At 40.5% G+C, this 16,441-nt stretch carries 13 protein-coding genes; 10 read left to right on the top strand and 3 right to left on the bottom strand.

What is annotated here, in order from left to right:
• Positions 1-32: 32 nt before the first annotated feature.
• Positions 33-983: a helix-turn-helix transcriptional regulator gene (locus QWZ01_RS05370; protein ID WP_290322241.1), complete on the bottom strand. Its 951-nt coding sequence runs from the start codon at positions 981-983 to the stop codon at positions 33-35.
• A 174-nt stretch (positions 984-1,157) separates the two neighbouring features.
• Between QWZ01_RS05370 and QWZ01_RS05365 the strand changes: the two genes are divergently transcribed.
• The 6 genes from QWZ01_RS05365 to QWZ01_RS05340 all read left to right on the top strand — a co-directional run bounded on the left by QWZ01_RS05365 (position 1,158) and on the right by QWZ01_RS05340 (position 7,600).
• Entirely contained in the window at positions 1,158-3,182 is a 2,025-nt protein-coding gene (locus QWZ01_RS05365; protein WP_290322240.1) for a TonB-dependent receptor plug domain-containing protein, read from the top strand.
• Positions 3,183-3,206: 24 nt separating this feature from the next.
• A complete protein-coding gene (locus QWZ01_RS05360; protein ID WP_290322239.1) occupies positions 3,207-3,812 on the top strand; it encodes an HmuY family protein in 606 nt (201 codons plus the stop codon).
• A 71-nt stretch (positions 3,813-3,883) separates the two neighbouring features.
• Positions 3,884-4,723 (top strand): heme/hemin ABC transporter substrate-binding protein, encoded by an 840-nt coding sequence (locus QWZ01_RS05355; protein WP_290322238.1) that lies wholly within the window; start codon positions 3,884-3,886, stop codon positions 4,721-4,723.
• Positions 4,724-4,725: 2 nt separating this feature from the next.
• Positions 4,726-5,772 (top strand): FecCD family ABC transporter permease, encoded by a 1,047-nt coding sequence (locus tag QWZ01_RS05350; RefSeq protein WP_290322237.1) that lies wholly within the window; start codon positions 4,726-4,728, stop codon positions 5,770-5,772.
• On the top strand, positions 5,769-6,551 hold the full coding sequence (locus tag QWZ01_RS05345; protein ID WP_290322235.1) for a heme ABC transporter ATP-binding protein: 783 nt from the start codon (positions 5,769-5,771) through the stop codon (positions 6,549-6,551). The genes QWZ01_RS05350 and QWZ01_RS05345 overlap by 4 nt, the downstream gene beginning before the upstream one ends.
• Before the next feature lie 20 nt (positions 6,552-6,571).
• Complete coding sequence (locus tag QWZ01_RS05340) at positions 6,572-7,600, top strand: hemin-degrading factor (RefSeq protein ID WP_290322233.1); 1,029 nt, start codon at positions 6,572-6,574, stop codon at positions 7,598-7,600.
• Positions 7,601-7,685: 85 nt separating this feature from the next.
• On the opposite strand, the gene QWZ01_RS05335 is transcribed toward QWZ01_RS05340, so the two are convergent.
• Positions 7,686-8,279 (bottom strand): RNA polymerase sigma factor, encoded by a 594-nt coding sequence (locus tag QWZ01_RS05335; protein ID WP_290322232.1) that lies wholly within the window; start codon positions 8,277-8,279, stop codon positions 7,686-7,688.
• 149 nt (positions 8,280-8,428) lie between these two features.
• Between QWZ01_RS05335 and QWZ01_RS05330 the strand changes: the two genes are divergently transcribed.
• The 3 genes from QWZ01_RS05330 to QWZ01_RS05320 all read left to right on the top strand — a co-directional run bounded on the left by QWZ01_RS05330 (position 8,429) and on the right by QWZ01_RS05320 (position 14,597).
• Positions 8,429-9,577, top strand: coding sequence for a FecR family protein (locus tag QWZ01_RS05330; RefSeq protein ID WP_290322231.1), 1,149 nt, complete (start codon positions 8,429-8,431; stop codon positions 9,575-9,577).
• 221 nt (positions 9,578-9,798) lie between these two features.
• Entirely contained in the window at positions 9,799-13,095 is a 3,297-nt protein-coding gene (locus QWZ01_RS05325; RefSeq protein ID WP_290322230.1) for a TonB-dependent receptor, read from the top strand.
• Positions 13,096-13,112: 17 nt separating this feature from the next.
• On the top strand, positions 13,113-14,597 hold the full coding sequence (locus QWZ01_RS05320) for a RagB/SusD family nutrient uptake outer membrane protein (protein ID WP_290322229.1): 1,485 nt from the start codon (positions 13,113-13,115) through the stop codon (positions 14,595-14,597).
• A gap of 82 nt (positions 14,598-14,679) precedes the next feature.
• Here QWZ01_RS05320 and QWZ01_RS05315 read toward each other — a convergent pair whose 3' ends face one another.
• The gene (locus tag QWZ01_RS05315) at positions 14,680-15,261 is read right to left on the bottom strand and encodes a cupin domain-containing protein (protein ID WP_290322228.1); all 582 of its coding nucleotides are present in this window, start codon (positions 15,259-15,261) and stop codon (positions 14,680-14,682) included.
• A gap of 157 nt (positions 15,262-15,418) precedes the next feature.
• Here QWZ01_RS05315 and QWZ01_RS05310 point away from each other — a divergent pair, with 157 nt between their 5' ends.
• On the top strand, positions 15,419-16,399 hold the full coding sequence (locus tag QWZ01_RS05310) for an SMP-30/gluconolactonase/LRE family protein (protein WP_290322227.1): 981 nt from the start codon (positions 15,419-15,421) through the stop codon (positions 16,397-16,399).
• Positions 16,400-16,441: the final 42 nt, after the last annotated feature.

Raw genomic sequence — 16,441 nt, 5'->3', positions numbered from 1 at the left:
TTATCTTAAGAGATAATTTATCTACAAACTCATCAGTAAACAGAGATACAGAAAAAACACAACCCTAAAAACTGACTGACTTTGCTGGGAAGATAACCAAACTTTTTTTTAAAAGCCACCGTGAAGTGATGTGCATTTTTGTAACCTACTTCGTAAGCTACGTCTCTGATCAATTTACCCTCTTTCAAAAGTGTCATGGCCTTATACATTCTTAAATCATACAAATATCCAAAAACGGTAGTGCCTAAAATTTCACGAAAACCTTTCTTTAATTTAAAATCATTTAAACCCACTTTATGGGCCAACTCTATCAAAGAGCATGGATTCAATAAATTTTCTTCTATAATAATTTTGGCCTGATGAATGCGTTCCTGATCCCGCTCCTTCCAGAGCGTATTTTTTTGCTGCAGGGCAAAGGTTTCCAGTTGTTCTAATTCAAGACTAAGCAATTCGAGGGCTTTTGCCTCTGCGTAAATATGGTGCCGGCCACCTTTACCCATATTATGCATGATACTTGCAATTACATGATTCATTTGCGTGGTAATTGGCCTAACCGACTGTATTCGGGTAAATTGATCCATATACAGATCATCTTTCATGATACGTTTTAAACTCTGTTCCCTAAAGCACACCATAAAGACCTTCAATTTGCCCTTTAGCGTTAACAGTAATTTCCCATGATGAGCCGTAGTTAAACTATGATGAGATGATTCTGTACAACATATCTGATTTTCAACCTGCAAATAATATTGACCGGATAGCGTAAAATTCAACATCAGGGAAGTCATATTTATCTCTATGGTAAGCGGTAAAACTTCATCACTATCAAAATCAATAACTAATAAACTTATATCGGCCACTGGTACGGTCGTAACACTTATACTCCCCCATTTTCCGCTAAAATTAATCTGGTTTTCTTCTTTTAAAACATTAGTTAAGTTAAGTGGGCTGCCATTAACTGAGGCAGAAGTGAGTTTGATCATTTTATCCGTATGGCGTTTATATAAATCCCGCTGGCGTTAGCATATATTCTAAAAACCGTCCAAATTTGCATCATTATTTTTAATTAGTCTAAATAAATGAGATTAAAATTTATACTCTACATATTAATTTCCCATATATCACTGCAAATTACATACGCACAACAACGCGATACCTTGAAAAAGGATACAGCTAATGCCCGTCAATTAAAAGAAGTAGTAGTAACCGGAACACGCACTCCTAAAAGCTTACAACAAGTACCAATACCCGTAACCCGCATAACAGCCGATGAAATAAAGAAAAAAGGGCTGGTGAGGTTAAATGAAGTTTTATCCGAACAAACAGGCATGACTATTTTAGACGATCCGCATGGACAAGGGATACAAATTCAGGGATTTGATCCGGCTTATACCATGATCCTGATAGATGGTTTACCGCTTATTGGCCGAAACACAGGCATACTGGAGCTTTCCAGGATCACTACTAATAATATAGACAGGATTGAAATTGTTAAGGGCCCTACCTCATCTCTATATGGCAGTGAAGCTATGGCAGGTGTTGTCAATATCATTACGTCTGATCCGGTAAAAGGAGTATCGGCGGGTTTGTCTACCCGGTATGGCACTAATAAAACTGCAGATATCAGCTTAAATTCAGCATACAAAAGTGATAAGTTTTATATTTCGGGCTTTGCCAACCGTTACAGTAGTGGTGGTTACACTTTACAGCCATCATCTGGCCTGCCTACCGTTTCGCCATTTGAAGGTTATACCCTCAATGCCAAATCATCTTATAAAATAGATGCTAAAACAACCATAAAACTTTCTGTAAGGTATTATACCAATGATCAGGATAGTAAATACCTGGTAGATAACCGATATGCAGGCGGAACAGGTACCGAGAAGGATTTTAACATTGCCCCGGTGATCACTCACCGTTTTAATGATAAGTTGCTTTCTACCTTACAACTTTACCGTTCAACCTATAAAACAAATTCTGATGTCAGATACACCGATGATCAGTCTGTATATGACCAAACTTACTTCAATCAAACTTTCAACCGGGCTGAATTACAGAATGATTATACTTTAAGGGATAACCTAAAACTAACAGCTGGCGCTGGCGGACAGTATGAATCGGTAGAAGCCACCCGTTATGAAAAATTACAGTCTTTCACTTCCGGCTATGGTTACTTTCAGGCCGACTGGCTTCCGGTAAAAAAGCTGGACATAATTGCAGGTGGCCGTTACGATGTGCATAGCGTTTATAAATCGCAATTCAGCCCAAAACTGGCTGCAAGTTATGCATTAAGCCCGAAATTCACTTTATTAAGCTCATTGGGTAAAGGTTACAAAGCTCCAGATTTCAGGCAGTTATACTTAAACTTTACCAATGCAGAGGTTGGGTACAGCGTTTTTGGTTATGAAGAAGCTGCAGCAGGTATAGCACGTTTACAGCAGCAAGGCCAGATAGAATCTATTTTAATTGATCCATCAACCTTACAACGACTGAATGCCGAAAGTTCAACTGCCTTTAATCTCGGATACCGATATAAGCCCAACAGCAAACTTTACTGGACAGCTAATCTTTTCCGTAACAATATCACCAATTTAATTGAAACTGCTCCAATTGCTATCAAAACAAACGGGCAATCGGTTTTCTCCTATTTTAACCTGAATAAGGTTTACACTCAAGGTGCAGAAACTGACCTGACATACCAACTATTAAAACCCTTACAGGTAGGCGGTGGTTTTCAATACCTTGAAGCCTATGATCAGGATGTTTTAGATCAGATTGCCGCGGGTAAAGTTTTCACTAAGGACCCGGTAACCAATCTGACAAAAGAAATTAAAAGAAGTGACTATGGCGGTTTGCTTGGCCGGTCAAAATACACTTATAACATCCGCGTAAATTATCTTGACGAAAAAACCGGCGTCAATGCCTCCATACGTGCCATATATCGCGGCAGATATGGCTATAAGGATGCTGACGGCAACGGCATTGTGAACCGCGATGACGAATACACCAAAGGCTATTTTTTAGTTAATGCATCACTTTCCAAACCATTTCTAAAAGACGCGTTAAGGATACAACTCACCAGTCAAAATTTACTGAATTACAAAGACTCACAGGTTATCCTTAATCTGCCCGGCAGGCTTATTTATGCCGGCATCATCTACAATTTCAATAAAACAAATTAAATAATCACACAAACAATAGCACACATGAACAAATTAACAACCCTATCATTAGCATTAGGCAGCGCATTTATCTTACTGGCATCATGCAGTAAAAATAACGATGTTGTTACTCCGGAAACAAGCAAGCTTACTACAAAAACAGTTGCCGATCTTGACGGATCAACTACCAATGTTTACTACAGCCTGTCAACAGGAACACAAATTACAGGTGCAGATACGGCCACAAACAAATGGGATATTAAATTTAAAGGCACAAGCATATTTGTAAACAGCGGCACATCCGGTATCGGCACAACACAAGCTCAAATAGTAAGCAGCACTTTTGAAGCTTTAACAGTGGCACCAACTGCCGATTATAAAACAGATGCCAGCGGAACTCCTGCTATATCTGGCTGGTATACTTATACAAACACTACCGAACCACAACACGCCATACTTACCGTTCCGGGCAAAATAATAGTAGTAAAAACCAGTGATGGTAAATACGCCAAGCTTGAAATAATAAGCTACTATAAAGGTAACCCAAACACTACCACAGCCGAATTTGCTAACCTGGCTACCCGCCCTGCATCACGTTTCTTTACGTTCCGTTTTGCTTACCAAGGAGATGGTACTACAAGTTTTAAATAGTTTTTTTAGTTGGTTAATAATAGGTAATGGCTCCCCTTACGGGGAGCTGTTTTTGATTTAAAATTTTTAAGATGAAAAAAATAATTTTAGCAATAATACTATCTGTATTTCTTGTCAATGCAAGAGCAGGCGAACAGTTGGCTGCCAATCAAAAAATCGTATCTCTAAATGGTACCGTTAGTGAGATATTAGTAGGTTTAGGTTTTGAGAATAACATAATTGGTACCGATGTAACCAGTAACTACCCAGAAAGTTTAAAAAGCAAGCCTAAGATTGGTCATTATCGCAATATATCAGCCGAAGGCATTATTGCTCTGCAGCCTGATGTGGTAACTGGCCTAAGCACCGAAATTAAGCCCGAACTGGCTGCCCAGTTAAAAAGTGCCGGCATTAAACTGGTTATGTTTACGCAGGATTTTTCGCCCGATGGCACCCGCAAACTAATTAAAGATATGGCAACTGCCTTTGGCGGTCAACAGCAGGCCAACGTGCTTATCAAAAAGTTGGACACCGACCTTGCAACAGCCGGTAAGCTGAATAAAACCTCAGCCAGACCTAAAGTTCTGTTTATTTATGCACGTGGTGCAGGCACCATGATGGTTTCTGGTGATAACACACCTTTAAATAAAATCATTCAACTTGCAGGTGGTCAAAATGCTGTAACAGGATTTAATGATTACAAACCATTAACTTCCGAAGCATTGGTAGCAGCAAACCCCGATGCTATCCTGCTATTTAGCAGTGGAATGGAAAGTTTAGGCGGTGCAGCTGGGTTGTTAAACGTTCAGGGTATAAGCCAAACCAATGCTGGCAAAAATAAAAAATTCATCACCATGGAAGGTGAATTATTAACCGGTTTTGGCCCGCGCCTGGGTCAGGCGATAGCTGAGCTATCACAAAAGCTAAAATAAACGTGTTTAAAAGTCATAAATTAATATTATCCGTACTAACACTGTTTTTAATAGCTGTTATCATAGCTTCTGTATGCATTGGTGCGGTACGTATCAGTCTGGCTCAATTTTGGTCTATATTAACATACTATACCGGCTTGAGTAAAGAAATGCTATTCACCTCGCAACAAACGGCTGTACTGTTTAGCTTGCGCTTACCGAGGGTATTGTTGGGTGTGATCATTGGTGCGGCTTTGGCAATATCAGGAGCATCATTACAAGGCTTGTTCCGCAACCCACTGGCCGAGCCCGGATTGATCGGAATATCATCAGGTGCTACCTTATTTGCAGCTTTAATGATCGTATTTGGTGGACATCTGTTAAATACCATAGGTAGTATATATGGTTATTATGCCATGGCTATAGCTGCATTTTCAGGTGCGTTCATAACTACACTTACCGTGTATCGTTTAGCCGTTTATCAGGGTAAAACCGTAATAACCGCTTTACTTTTAACAGGTATAGCCATCAATGCCTTGGCTTTTGCCTTTACCGGATTACTCACCTACCTTTCAACAGATGAGCAATTGCGCAATATCACTTTCTGGAGTTTGGGTAGTTTAGGCGGAGCCAGCTGGGTATCTTTTAGCAGTGTATTGCCCTTTATTCTGATTCCGCTTTTAGGGTTGCCTTTTATGGCTAAGGCTTTAAATGCTATTTCTTTAGGCGAGGTACAGGCAGGTCATATGGGTATTCATGTTAACCGTACCAAGAGAACGGTGATCATTTTATCAACAATGGCGGTTGGTGCGTCGGTAGCAGTTGCAGGGGTTATCAGCTTTATAGGCCTCGTAATTCCGCATATACTCCGCATGGCTTTCGGATCTGACCACCGTTTGGTTATACCCGGATCGGCCATATTAGGAGCGGCGGCTTTAACACTGGCCGATCTTATATCACGTACAATTGTTGCCCCCGCGGAGTTACCAATTGGCATAGTAACCGCTTTAGGTGGCTCGCCGGTATTTATTTACATGATTATATCACAGCTTAAAAAACAGCATTTATGATAAGTGTACAAAATGTATCCCATTCTGTCGGTAAAAAACAGATTTTGGATAATGTAAGTTTTGAATTGCGCTCGGGCGAAATGCTGGCGGTGATCGGGGCCAACGGAGCCGGTAAAAGCACCTTACTAAAACTACTTTGTCGTGAAGTCATAACCACTTCTGGCAATATCTATTTTGACAAAAAGCATATCGATCTGTATTCCATCAAAGAACTGGCTCAACTGCGCTCGGTACTTCCTCAGCACAATACTGTAAGTATATTGTTTACTGTGAAGGAACTGGTGCTGATGGGGCGATACCCCTACTTTGAAAATCATCCTTCAACAAATGATGTTGAGATAGTGCACAAAGTGATGAATGAAACAGGTATTACACACTTAGCCGGCAGGGATTACAACACCCTTTCAGGTGGCGAACAACAACGTGTGCAACTGGCCAGGGTTATTGCGCAGATCTATGACCGCCCCAATGCCGTTCTTTTTTTGGACGAACCTACCAATGGGCTCGACTTGTTATATCAGCAACAGATACTGCAATTAGCCAGAGACATGGCCAACAGGGGGTATACAGTGGTGAGTATTCTGCACGACATCAATTTTGCAGCTCGTTATGCAGATCAGATCCTTATCCTTAAAAATGGTAAAATGATAGCATTCGGCTCTCCACTGGAAGTAGTTAATTGCGAAAATATACATGATGCATTTAATATTAAAGTAAAGCTCATTGAATGCGAGGGTTTTAAATGCCCGTTAGTTATACCCAGCGGCATATTAGTTTAATTACATAAAACAATTTAAAAATGGAAAACACCATCACATCTATAAAACATCAATGGAATAACTTAAAAATTGAAAATCCCAAATTGCGCATCCGCGATGCGGCCAAAGAATTAGGTTTAAGCGAAGCCGAGCTTGTAAATGCAGGCGTAGGAGAACACAATACTTTGTTGAATATCGATTTCAAAGAGCTATTGAAGGAAACCAACACTTTAGGATACGTAATGGCCTTAACCCGTAACGACTTTTGTGTACATGAACGCAAGGGAGTATACACGAAAGTTGGTTTTAACGCACATGTTGGTTTAGTTGTAACACCAGATATTGATTTACGCCTGTTTATGACTCATTGGAACTTTGGGTTCGCGGTAAATGAAAACGACAGGCTGAGCTTCCAGTTTTTTGATGCGGATGGCAGCGCTGTACATAAAATTTATCTGACAGACAAAAGTGATGCAAAGGCGTATGAACGCATGGTAGCCAAATATCGTGCAGATGATCAAGATCAGCAGTTAAACATTCAGCCAACACCCGCAAAGGAAGTTGAAAAACCAGATCATGAAGTAGCCGTGAATGCATTTCAGGAGGCTTGGATTGCCTTACAGGATACACACGATTTTCATGGCCTGTTAAAAGACTATGGCTTAACCCGTACCCAGGCTTTGAGGCTTGCACCTGATGGTTATGCCCTGCAGATAAGTTTATCTTCTTTAAAGCAGGTTTTAACGAATGCTTCTGAAACCTCTACTCCTATTATGGTGTTTACCGGCAGCGCAGGCTGCATCCAAATACATACCGGCGAGATCAAAAAACTGGTGCAAACCGGCCCGTGGTTCAATGTATTAGACCCTGAGTTCAACATGCACCTGCGCGAAGATGGCATTGACTCCATTTGGTTGGTGAAAAAACCAACAGCCGATGGCCTGGTGCATAGCATTGAGGTTTATGATAAGGAAGGTAACACTATTGTGCAGTTTTTTGGAAAACGCAAACCCGGTATTCCTGAAAGCGAAGCTTGGAGAGCCCTACTTAATGACGTTAACAACAATTGATGAACTAACCGCGACTTTATCACAACCTGCGGTAGCACTATTAGTTATCGCAGGTTATAAAATAATTATAGGCCAAACTATATAGTTATTTGATTGGTAATAAATGCATCACAAACAGTAACGATGCGACAGCAAATTTCGGATAGGACATCCGCAGAAACCTAAGCGCAAAGGTGATTTGATTTTCTACCGTTCGTTTTGAAATATTAAGCTTATTGGCTATTTCCTCATTACTTAAATTCTCTACACGGCTAAGCCAAAAAATCTCCTGACACCGGCGAGGGAGTGTTCTCAATATTTGAGCTAATTCAAGCTCCAGATCCTCATAGTCCAATTTATTGTCGGCGGTATTGTATACAGCCACTGTATCAGTATCAGCAAGCTGATCTATATATTCTACGCAATTTATTTTAGCCGCCTTTAAATGTTTAAATACCTGATAACGGGCAGTAATGTGTATATAATTAGCAAAGTTTTGAATTTTCAGGTGTTTGCGCCTTGTCCATAATGCCACAAAAACATCATGGGTTATTTCTTCTGCAACTGTTTCGTTTTTTAGGTAAAAAAAAACTGTTTTAAAAAGCTTTTTCCAATGCCTATTATACAGAACTACAAAAGCCCTGGAATTATCTGAGACAACGGCGTCCCATAATTCACTATCAATAGTATTATTGGTCATAATTGGTTCGATAAAAATAGGAAATGTTTATCAATTACAATTGTTAACCACACATGTATTTACCTGCAAAAAAATATTTTCAAAATTATGTGTGTTAATGTGTGTTTTGTTGCACTCTATAACTGTAGCACCCGCACAACCAATTTTCCATGACCCCTGAACAATATATAATACTTTACGAAAAGCATCTTTCGGGTTCATGTACCGCCGAGGAAGAAGAATTGTTAATGCAATATCAAGACAATTTCAAGATGCAGGATCCAGACGGATCAAAACTTTCTGAGGCGGATAAAAAACTCCGCGGAAACATTTACGGCCGCATTTCAAAAACAATAGCTACAGATCGCCCACCAAAAGTGATCAGGATGCGCTGGTGGTGGGCAGCCGCGGCCGTGCTTTTATCAATTGGTTTAGGCAGTTTATTCATCAACAACCAACCTCCAAAACTATCTGTTCAAAATCAGTCAAAAAACATCCGGAGTTCAACTATAAAACCAGGCAAAAATACAGCGGTACTTACACTGGCCAACGGAGCCAGTATTGTTTTAGATAACGCGGCAAACGGTGTTTTAGCAAAATCAGGTAGTACAGCCATTAAAAAATTGAAGAATGGGCTGTTGGCTTATGACGCTAATAAGGCAGGCAATCATCCGGATAGTAATGTTTTGAATACGATAACCATACCAAGAGGTGGGCAATATACCGTAATGCTGCCTGATGGCACCAATGTATGGCTCAATTCAGAATCATCATTAACTTTCCCTGTGGTGTTCAAGGGTTTAACCCGCAAGGTGAGTTTAAATGGCGAGGCTTATTTTGAAGTTGCTAAAAACAAGCAAATGCCTTTTATTGTGCATACGGATAACACCGATGTTAAAGTACTGGGTACACATTTTAATGTGCATGCTTACAAAGATGATAACAATATAAAAACCACTTTACTTGAAGGTTCGGTGCGTTTATCAACACTCTCTTCTTCAACCCTATTAACCCCTGGCGAACAAGGCATAACCGATGCCGTAAGTGGCAGTATCACACAAAAGAAAGTAAACATAAACCAGGTAATGGCCTGGAAAGCCGGATATTTTGTTTTCAGGGATGATGACATACATGATATCATGAAACAAATAAGCCGCTGGTACGATGTAGAAGTGGTATATGAGGGCTATACAACCAATATGAAGTTTGGAGGTACTTACGCCAAAAATAAAGACATTAACGAACTGTTAAAAGGCCTTGAATACACCGGATTAGTTCACTTTAAAATTGAAGGAAGGAGGATAATTGTTATGGCTTAATAAAAGTTTAACGGTTATCTAAAACAGATCAGGAGCGGTTGGAACGCCCCTGATCATCAGTTCTCACTGAGTTAGTTAACCATATCAATTGCGCGAACAATCAATTATAAACTTAACCTAACATTCAAATGTATAAAATATTTACTGAATCAAAGTTCAGGTGGCACAACCATGCCCGATTTAAATTTATCCGTATTATGAAATTGACCTGCATTTTAATTATGATAACCATACTTCAGGTTAGTGCAAGTTCATATGCCCAAAAGATAAATTTAGAAGTTCAGAAAGCACCCTTAGAGGATGTTTTGTTTACCCTTCAGCAACAAAGCGGATACGATTTTCTATACAGCGCCCAGCTGATAAAGATGGCGGCACCGGTATCATTGTCATTAAAAAATGTAAGCATTTCACAGGCACTGGAAAAAATATTCAGCGATCAGCCGCTCATTTATCTCATCAACAAAAAAACGATCACCTTAAAATCCAAACCTGTTTCAGAAAGCATCCTGAATATCAAAGGAAAAGTTACTGATAACAAGGGCACTCCCCTTCCGGGTGTATCTATAATGCTTAAAGGTTCAAGAACAGGCACTGTAACAGATGCAAACGGAGCCTTTAGCTTAAATGTACCGGATGGTTCAGGCACGCTTGTATTCAGCTTTATAGGCTTTGCCAAACAGGAAGTACCTATAGATGGCAAATCTGTATTGAATGTGACCTTGCTTGAAGATAAGCAGAATATCAGCGAGGTGGTAGTTACCGGTTATAGTACCCAAAGTAAACATACCTTAACCAGCGCCATAGTTTCTGTTAAAGGCGATGAAATGACCAAGCGGGTGGCTACCGACGCTACATCCTTGTTACAAGGGCAACTACCCGGCTTATCTGTTGTTCAAAACTCTGGCGAACCTGGCAATGAGAATGTTCAGCTGCGTATCAGGGGGCTTGGAACTTTTAGTAACGCGGGTAATAACCCTTTGATAATTGTTGATGGTATACCAGGCAGCCTTGCTGTAATTAACCCGAACGATATAGAATCGGCAACGGTGTTAAAAGATGCTGCAGCTGCAGCTATATATGGTTCGCAGGGTGCAAACGGTGTTGTAGTAATTAAAACTAAGAAGGGAAAAGCTGGTGGTTTTACATTATCATACAACTACAATGTGGGTTTTGCAAAACCTACCCGCTTACCTAAACTGATAACCAATTCGGCCCAGTACATGGAGTTGCTAAACGAAGCTGAAGTTAATTCAGGTAATGCGCCCGTATATACTCAGGATCAGATAGATCTGTATAAAAATGCTACCGATCATGTAAAATATCCAAATCATAACTGGCTTGATGATATGTTTGGTACAGCTGTGGTACAAAATCATTATTTAAACCTGAGCGGAGGTAACGAAAACACTACCTATAGCCTTGGATTAGGTTACACTGATCAGCCGGGTACCATGAAAGGGTTTGATTATAAAAAGTATACAGTTGATCTGGGTCTTACATCAAAAGTGAACAAACGTGTTACCTTGGGTACCAACATACAAATACGCTATGGCGATAAAAACTACCCCTACAACAACGCTACCGATCTTTATATTTCAACCCTGGCACAATCACCGCTTTATCCGGCACAAACAGCCGATGGCTTATGGATCACCAAAGCTTATGATAAAGAGTTAGGCAATAAAAATCCAGTGTTGGCATCGCAGATATTAACCCATAACCCTAATTACTACGGACAAGGAAACATATCATTGGATGTTGATATTGTGGACGGGCTTAGGTGGGAAAACCGTGCCGGTTTAAGCTTTAACGTTGATAAACAAAAAACCTTCAGGCCAACCGTTCCTATGTACCTGTACAGCGATCTTTCCTTTAACCGTAATGCAGACGTGGGTCCCCCCGGCTTATCTGTTGGCGAAAGAGATGAAACCCATTCAACTGTATATAGCCAACTTAATTTTCATAAAATACTGGGCAAGCACGACCTGACAATCTTAGGTGGTGTGCAGCAGGAGGTTGACAATACAAGTTATTTTGACGCCTACCGTGTTGGGTATCCAACTAATGATCTGGCCGAATTAAACGCGGGTTCTGTAAATAACCAAACTAATGATGGTACATCTGCCCAATGGATAATACATTCATTATATGGTAATGTGAACTATAATTTTGACGATAAATATTTGTTAGGAGCAAACGTGCGCTATGACGGTACATCGCGTTTGCCAAGCAACAGCCGCTGGGGTTTGTACGAGTCTTTTTCGGCCGGCTGGCGCTTATCTAAAGAAAACTTCTTAAAAGATGTAAGCTGGATAAACGATTTGAAGATCAGAGGTTCATGGGGTCGTTTGGGTAATCAGAATATCAACGTCGTAAACAACAATACTAATATACCTTACCCATACCCTTATCAATCAACACTAACCCAAAACAATTATGCTTTTGCCAATGGAATAACCTCGGGCTTTATACCAAGTACACTTGTTGATCCTGCACTAACCTGGGAAACTACCCGGATGACCGATCTTGGTCTTGACCTGGTAATTTTCAGAAACAAGCTAACATTTACTTTTGATTGGTTTAACAAGTACACTTATAATATTTTAAGGCAATCACAGGTGCCATTGGCGTTAGGTGTAAACGCGCCTATTGTAAATAACGGTGCCGTGAGCAACAAAGGGTTTGAGTTTAGCTTGCATTACCAGGATCGTCCGTCCGAAAAATTCAGCTATTATGCTACCGCCAATCTGCAGTTATACCGTAATAAGCTGGTATCATTCGGCGCTGATGAAATTGGAGGCCCGGATGGTCAAACCATTATGCGTAACGGCTATCCTATCAACTCCTTTTACCTGCAAACTATGGATGGTATCTTCCAAAGTCAAACTGAGATCAATAACTCGCCAGATCAGTCTTCTTTAGGTGGTGCTCCAACTCCCGGAGATATTAAATATAAGGACGTTAATGGCGATGGTAAAGTTGATGCCAATGACCGCAGTATTATTCCTGGCCAGTATCCTAAATTCGAGTACTCATATACTATGGGTGCTACCTGGGGTAATTTTGATGCCAGTGTACAGCTATACGGTTCGTACGGTAATAAACTGTATTTGTATAAATGGGGTGTTGATCCCTTTGCCCAGGGTGCCATGCCAACTACCGATTGGCTGAACAGATGGACACCTCAAAACCCATCAACTACGATGCCTAAAGTTTACATGGGCTTTTATGGCTATCCAAAAATCACCAACGTACAATCAACCTACCATTTATATAATGCCAGCTTTATGCGCATTAAAAATGTTCAGTTAGGTTACACATTTCCAAAGGGCTTAATAAAGGGTGTTAAATCACTAAGGGTATTTGGCTCGGTTGATAATCTGGCGCTATTTACACCGCTAAAACAAGCTACAGACCCTGAAAGGCTGGATATTAATAATAAACCCGATGCATGGTATGGCTTTGCCAATTATCCGCAAAACCGTACTTACACGTTTGGTGCATCTGTTCAATTTTAATTTCAATTTAAAAACAAATGAAAAATATTATAATCATATTCATTGCGGCAGTGATCTGTTTAACATCCTGCAAAAAGCTTGATGTTACTCCTCCTGATAAACTATCTACTACTATTTTTTGGAAAACCCCTGCCGATGCTGATTTGGCCCTGGCAGGTATCTATGCCACCCTTTACGCGCAAAGCGGACAGATATCAGAATATGCCCCTATGTGGTGGGAAAACTTCAGCGATAACTCCTATAGTCAAAATAATCAGGGTGGTGCCCAACAATCATTAATTGCGGGGCTTACACCTACAATTGGTGGTTTCCCAACTGATAATGGGAACAGCTTATATATAAACGCATATATCAGTATTGCAGCAAGTAACAGTTTTTTAGCCAATGTAAGTAAAGTGCTAACCGGCGATAAACTAAACCAATACAAAGGTGAAGCTTATTTTTTACGGGCATTCAACTATTTTTTACTGGCCGAAACATATGGTAATGTGCCCTTAATAACTGCCGATCCACTTACTATTGATTTTAAAAACAAAGTAAGCAAGTCATCACGCGCTGATGTTTTGAAGCAAGTAGAAAGTGACCTTGATCAGGCTATTTCATCATTGCCCGATAACAAATACACTACCGGGCATGTTGTTAAAGCCTCTGCCCAGGGTATCAAAGTGAGGGTATTATTATTTGAGAAAAAGTATGCCGATGCAGCAACGCTTGCTAAGGCTATTATCGATGGCGGTCTGTTTTCGTTAAGCAACAATTACGCGGGTAATTTTTACAAGCCCGATCAGCGTTCAAGCCCCGAAGTTATGTTCTCAGTACAGTTCCAGGCTCCTGCGGTTCCGCATCCTTTTGCCATTACCACGGCTATTATTGGTACCGGATATAAAGACCTTCAGGGAACTCAGGATATGATCAATGAATATGAACCAAATGACCCGCGCAAAACCATGACCTTCTTTTTCCCGGGTGATACGCAGGCACAGGGTTGGCCATTCCCGAATACTGTTGGCACCCCTGGTGTTAACAACTGGACCCCTGGTTTTTATCCCGGCAAAAAATGGCTCGATCCTAAAAATATTGACCCTCAACCGGGTATTCTTGATGATCAGGATTATGTTTGGCTGCGGTATGCTGATGTGAAACTGATGTATGCAGAAGCACAAAATGAATCTTCGGGACCCGACGCAAGTGTATACCAGCAGGTAAATGAGGTACGGGCACGTCCGGGAGTAAATATGCCGTCATTGCCAGGCAATTTGAGCCAGGCAGATATGCGTACACGCATCATGCATGAAAGAAGGGTTGAGCTGGCTTTAGAAGGCTTACGTTATTTTGATTTACGCAGGTGGGGATTAGCCAAACAAAAACTTAATGGTTTTATCCAAAACCCGTTAACACCCGCCGTAAAAACCATTTATAAAGATAATTTTGAATTTTGGCCATTACCACAAAACGAAATTGACAGAAATACTCCGGCTTTAGTTCAAAATGATGGCTATTAAACCTTCATCTTTTTGACCATTAAAAGTAAAGCCATGTTTTCTCCCGAAAACATGGCTTTACTTTTAAATTATCTGATAAGTTTTATTTATCCCAAATGGCCGGCAATCCTGAAGTTTTACCTCTTAAAGGATCAGTAACCGGGACGGGCAATGCTGCTATGGTTTGGTCAGTTCCCGGCCGCTCTCCGGGCAAACCTTTATTGACATCCCAGCTTCTGCCATCTGGATATGCGCCTACAATACCCAGATTATCACTTCCCAGATTTTTGTGCCCCACTCCTGCCGGAATTACAATAATGTCACCGGCCTTAACCTTAACTTTTTGCCCTTGTTCGCCGCCAAGATGTAACAACACTGAACCGGAATACACCCCCAAAACCTCGTGCGAAGTACTGTGATAATGATGGAAAGAATAAACTCCGTTTCGCCATGAGTTTGTCCAGTTATTGGCTGCAAAATGTTTTTCCAGCCAATCTGCGCCTTCGTTATCACGAAGCTCAAAGGCATTATGATAAAGCAACAAAGGATATTTGCTGTTCGGGATCTTCCCGTCATCTTTAAAATAAAGTTTCTCTGGTTCAATCATATCAATTCCCCGAATTTTTGCAGCAACGGGCTCCATTGCTAATAAACCAAGCCATGATAAAAAGGTGTGCCGTTTCATATGCTAATTATTGATGACTCATTATATCAAATCTACTCTATAAGCAAGCTATTTCAAAAAACATCTCGGTTTTTACTGTATAAAAACTTAGCTTTAAAAACAATCAAAACCAATAATGTAAACCAATATGATAACATGGACTAACCGGTTATCGCTAATGATAATCTTATTAACCGGAGCAATTTCTGCAGCTTATGCTCAAGCTGTTAAACCACTGATCAGTGTAGAAAAAATTGATCCGCAGTTTAGCAATATCGTAAGTAAAACTATTAACGCCCGTACTATAGCCCAGGGATTTGCCTGGTGCGAAGGGCCTTTATGGATCGAAAGCCATAAAATGCTGCTTTTTTCTGACGTTAAAAAAAACATCATTTATAAATGGACCCAGGCAAAAGGCAAAGAGGCTTATCTTACTCCGGCTGGTTATACCGGTAAAACTCTACGAGGTGGGGAGTTGGGCTCTAACGGTTTAGGGCTAACTTTAAAAGGGGAGCTGGTGATATGTCAGGATGGCGACCGGGTTGTATCAATAATGAATGCACCTTTGCAAAAGCCACAGGCAAAGTTTACCAAAATTGCCACAGGTTTTAAAGGGAAAAAGTTCGACAGCCCAAATGATCTGGCATTTGCTGGCAATGGTGATATCTATTTTACAGACCCTCCTTATGGCCTCGAAAAAAATATTAATGATCCATTAAAAGAAGCACCTTATCAGGGAGTATATAAAATTGCAAAAGATGGTAAAATAACCTTGCTTACCGATACACTCACCCGGCCAAACGGTATAGCGATCTTTCCGGGTGGTAAAACCATACTGATCGCCAATTCTGACCCGGCAAAGCCATATTGGTACGCCTATGATCTGGACAAAAACGGACAATTAACGCACGGGAGAATATTTTACAATGCAAAAGCAGCTACCAAAACTGACGAAGGAATGCCCGACGGTTTAAAGATCGATAAAAACGGAAATGTGTTTGCATCCGGCCCGGGAGGCATATGGATATTTAATAAAACCGGCAAGCTTCTCGGAAAAATCAAAATCAATGATCTGGCATCAAATTGCAGCTTTTCCGGTGATGAAAAAACGCTTTATGTGACCTCCAATCACCGGGTTTTGATGATTAATTTACGATAATATAAAACTTACATCACAACATACTTACTATATAAAATACTA

This window comes from Mucilaginibacter aquaedulcis, assembly GCF_030409325.1.
GTDB lineage: Bacteria > Bacteroidota > Bacteroidia > Sphingobacteriales > Sphingobacteriaceae > Mucilaginibacter > Mucilaginibacter aquaedulcis.
The sequence above is the reverse complement of the archived record's forward strand: the minus strand, read 5'-3'. Positions and strand labels throughout refer to the sequence as shown.

Excerpts from the sequence above, each read along its gene's own strand:
- QWZ01_RS05370 (WP_290322241.1), bottom strand. The coding sequence starts at position 983 with ATGATCAAACTCACTTCTGCCTCAGTTAATGGCAGCCCACTTAACTTA.
- QWZ01_RS05360 (WP_290322239.1), top strand. The coding sequence starts at position 3,207 with ATGAACAAATTAACAACCCTATCATTAGCATTAGGCAGCGCATTTATC.
- QWZ01_RS05355 (WP_290322238.1), top strand. The coding sequence starts at position 3,884 with ATGAAAAAAATAATTTTAGCAATAATACTATCTGTATTTCTTGTCAAT.
- QWZ01_RS05345 (WP_290322235.1), top strand. The coding sequence starts at position 5,769 with ATGATAAGTGTACAAAATGTATCCCATTCTGTCGGTAAAAAACAGATT.
- QWZ01_RS05340 (WP_290322233.1), top strand. The coding sequence starts at position 6,572 with ATGGAAAACACCATCACATCTATAAAACATCAATGGAATAACTTAAAA.
- QWZ01_RS05335 (WP_290322232.1), bottom strand. The coding sequence starts at position 8,279 with ATGACCAATAATACTATTGATAGTGAATTATGGGACGCCGTTGTCTCA.
- QWZ01_RS05330 (WP_290322231.1), top strand. The coding sequence starts at position 8,429 with ATGACCCCTGAACAATATATAATACTTTACGAAAAGCATCTTTCGGGT.
- QWZ01_RS05325 (WP_290322230.1), top strand. The coding sequence starts at position 9,799 with ATGATAACCATACTTCAGGTTAGTGCAAGTTCATATGCCCAAAAGATA.
- QWZ01_RS05320 (WP_290322229.1), top strand. The coding sequence starts at position 13,113 with ATGAAAAATATTATAATCATATTCATTGCGGCAGTGATCTGTTTAACA.
- QWZ01_RS05315 (WP_290322228.1), bottom strand. The coding sequence starts at position 15,261 with ATGAAACGGCACACCTTTTTATCATGGCTTGGTTTATTAGCAATGGAG.
- QWZ01_RS05310 (WP_290322227.1), top strand. The coding sequence starts at position 15,419 with ATGATAATCTTATTAACCGGAGCAATTTCTGCAGCTTATGCTCAAGCT.